Origin of the sequence: Escherichia sp. B1147 (assembly GCF_001660175.1) — a bacterium.
GTDB lineage: Bacteria > Pseudomonadota > Gammaproteobacteria > Enterobacterales > Enterobacteriaceae > Escherichia > Escherichia whittamii.
In genome coordinates, this window is the sequence record NZ_LFHY01000034.1 from 1 (window position 1) to 460 (window position 460).

Consider the following 460-nt stretch of genomic DNA (forward strand, 5'->3'; position numbering starts at 1 on the left):
AAACAAATCGAGTACAACAGCCAGATAAGCCCAGCGTTTTCCCGTCCAGATATAAGTCACATCACCGCACCAGGCCTGATTAGGCTCGGTAACAGCAAACTGGCGATCCAGATAATTAGGGATCTCGATGTGTTCCTTAGACGCCTTCTTATAACGATGGCCAGGTTGCTGACAGCTGATAATATTGAGCGCTTTCATCAGCTTTGTTGCCCGCCAGCGGCTCAGTTTTATACCTTTGGTGGTGACCATTGCGGCAATGCTTCGCGCTCCTGCTGAACCGTTACTTTCGTGATAAACTTTACGCACAAGGCTCAGTAATGCCACTTTCGTGGCGTCAGGCTTCCTGGGCTGCCGCCAGTATTTATAACTGCTGCGATGAACCCCAAACACGTTGCACACAACGGCAACAGGAAACCGCGCCCTGAGTTTCTCAACTAATGAGAATTGTTCAGGGAGTCTG

At 49.8% G+C, this 460-nt stretch carries 1 protein-coding gene; it reads right to left on the reverse strand.

The window, feature by feature from the left end; all coding sequences use genetic code 11:
- Positions 1 to 460 (reverse strand): IS3 family transposase (locus tag A9180_RS22175; RefSeq protein WP_149025993.1); only part of this gene is annotated, 460 nt, incomplete at both ends.